The organism is Methylobacterium tarhaniae (genome assembly GCF_001043955.1).
Classification (GTDB): Bacteria; Pseudomonadota; Alphaproteobacteria; order Rhizobiales; family Beijerinckiaceae; genus Methylobacterium; species Methylobacterium tarhaniae.
This window is the reverse complement of sequence record NZ_LABZ01000473.1, coordinates 1-880: the sequence shown is the minus strand read 5'-3', so window position 1 is coordinate 880 and position 880 is coordinate 1. Positions and strand designations below refer to the sequence as shown.

The 880-nt window shown below is 66.9% G+C and carries 1 protein-coding gene; it reads left to right on the top strand.

Annotated features, from left to right (window positions below):
- On the top strand, window positions 1–540 hold a 540-nt coding region (locus VQ03_RS30735), incomplete at its 5' end, for an SbcC/MukB-like Walker B domain-containing protein (RefSeq protein ID WP_280948587.1).
- Window positions 541–880: the final 340 nt, after the last annotated feature.

Genomic DNA, 880 nt, shown 5'->3' with positions numbered 1-880 from the left:
GTTGACTGGTGTGTTCTCGCGCGTGCTAATGTTATGGGTCGTGATGTGTTTTTTTTTTTTTCGAGCGGCGTCAAGTTCCGGCTCTTCGCCCAAGGGGTGACGCTCGAACATCTGGTCCGGCTCGCCAACGAGCACCTGCTGGCCTTGAGCCCGCGCTACCGGCTGGTGCGCGGCGACCCGGCGAATCTCTCCCTCCACGTGGTCGACCGCGACATGGGTGAGGAGGTGCGCGCCACCCGCAGCCTCTCGGGCGGCGAGCGCTTCCTCGTCTCCCTCGCACTGGCCCTCGCTTTGTCGGGCCTGGAGGGCCGCGATTCCTTCGTCGACACCCTCTTCATCGACGAGGGCTTCGGCTCCCTCGACGCCGAGACCCTCGACCTCGCGGTGGATGCCCTGGAGACGCTCCAGGGCCGCGGCCGCAAGGTCGGCGTCATCACCCATGTGGCGGCGATGATCGAACGCATCGCCGTGCAGGTCCGGGTGGAGAAACGCGGCAACGGCCGCAGCGTGGTCAGTGTCGTGGAGGCGGGAGCGGGGTGAGGCGGTCTCGGACGGGATCCGGTTGCTCGCCTCGGCTGTGCCCGGTTAGACGGCGCTCTCACTTGGGAGGCTGCTGGATTCGCCATCCGCTCTTACGAGTGGAGCGCGTCCCTCTCCCCCTTGTGGGGAGAGGTCAGGAGTGGGGGTGGTTGGGCGACCCTCAAGCTGCGGAGGCCGGCGGAACCACCCCCACCTCCAACTCCTCCCCACAAGGGGGAGGAGAGCCGCGCAGCCCGCGAAATGTGTGACTATCGTAGGCTGCCGACACCGGCGAAAGGCGAACCAAACGGCGTTCAAAGCCGGTCGCGGGCGCCGATCAGGAATGTGCGCAGGTCCTGCG